The sequence below is a fragment of the Rothia sp. HMSC071F11 genome, from assembly GCF_001809115.1.
GTDB lineage: Bacteria > Actinomycetota > Actinomycetes > Actinomycetales > Micrococcaceae > Rothia > Rothia dentocariosa.
This window is the reverse complement of record NZ_KV795730.1, coordinates 335,827-337,060: the sequence shown is the minus strand read 5'-3', so window position 1 is coordinate 337,060 and position 1,234 is coordinate 335,827. Positions and strand designations below refer to the sequence as shown.

The 1,234-nt window shown below is 57.8% G+C and carries 1 protein-coding gene and 1 pseudogene; one reads left to right on the top strand and one right to left on the bottom strand.

Annotated features, from left to right (window positions below; all coding sequences use genetic code 11):
• A pseudogene (locus HMPREF2554_RS02445) lies at positions 1–252 on the top strand (D-serine/D-alanine/glycine transporter); the annotation flags it as partial.
• Between the two features lie 128 nt (positions 253–380).
• Here HMPREF2554_RS02445 and HMPREF2554_RS02440 read toward each other — a convergent pair.
• Positions 381–1,234: TY-Chap domain-containing protein (locus HMPREF2554_RS02440; RefSeq protein WP_070553839.1), on the bottom strand; the 854-nt coding region annotated here is incomplete at its 5' end.

Below are 1,234 nucleotides of genomic sequence, written 5' to 3'. Positions count from 1 at the left end.
CGGGAAACCACCTATCCCATGCCCGGCGGCGTGGCAGCATGCTGGATCGTGTTGGCGTTCTTCGCTTTCATTATCGGGATTCTTGCTACCGATAAAGACACTCTCACCGGTCTGATGCTCATGCCCATCTGGTTCATCCTGCTGACTATCGGGTGGTTTGTGAAGAACAGCATCAACCCCGAAATCCCGGAGACCAGCATTACGCAGTCGCATCCGGTGGTGGATATGAAGGCACCGAAGAATAATAAGTAAAGACACTTCGGCGGTTATCTGTTCCACATTACTTCCGGTATAAAAAGGCTCTTGATGTGAATAGGGCGGCGTTTCTAACGCTTTATTCACATCAAGAGCCTTTTAGCGTGATAGGGATACACCCATGACTAACCGGCCTCGGTACCCGAGGTATCCTCGGCATCCAACACCAGGTCATCTGTGCGGTAGTAGTCCCAACGGGAACAGCCCATACCCCAGCGCATCGCCTGCACCACATCCTGCGCGGCCTCATGAGGGTCAAAAACATTCCGGTTCCACATAGGCTGCATGGGGGTCGGCGCCGCCCACCCGTGCGAACGCAGGTAGTCGGTACTGAACTTGGGCAGAACCTCAGCCTCCATTGCAATTTCGCACAGGAACCCGGCGGGGGAACGGTAGATGCACACAAGCGGCATCGCGTTAGCATTCGCGGCACCCGTGAGCACATAGTAGGTGCGCAGATGCCTGCTCCAGGGCAGACTCGCCAAACGCTGACCGAGTGAGTTCGCTACCTCGTCCCAACGGTCGCGGGCAGAAACCGTTTGCTCAGACTTCACAACCCCAATACCCTGCACCGCAAGCTGCTCGGGCGAAATACTGGGCGGATGCGGTGGCACCCGCACCGGCGCGACCTCACTCTTCGTCATCTGCAGGGCATCGGTCACCATTGTGCGGCCCACTTGCAAGGCGGTATGCCACGACCCGTACTTCGCGCGCACCGCCGCCAGAAACGGCACCCGACCCAGATTACTGCGCATGGTAGACCAGGTTCCGTAGGCAAGCACCGTCGGCTGCCGATCATACCGAATACAGTAACTCATGAAACTGCCCAGTTGGTTGCGGAACTCCATATCTGTGAGTGAAGTGCCGCTCAGTTGCCAGTTGTACTCCGCATAATCGGGCGGGCACACACCGGTGCGCAGCATGGCGGTTGACCACCCGCCATCACCCAGCTGATCACGAATGCTCTCGCAGGAGGGCG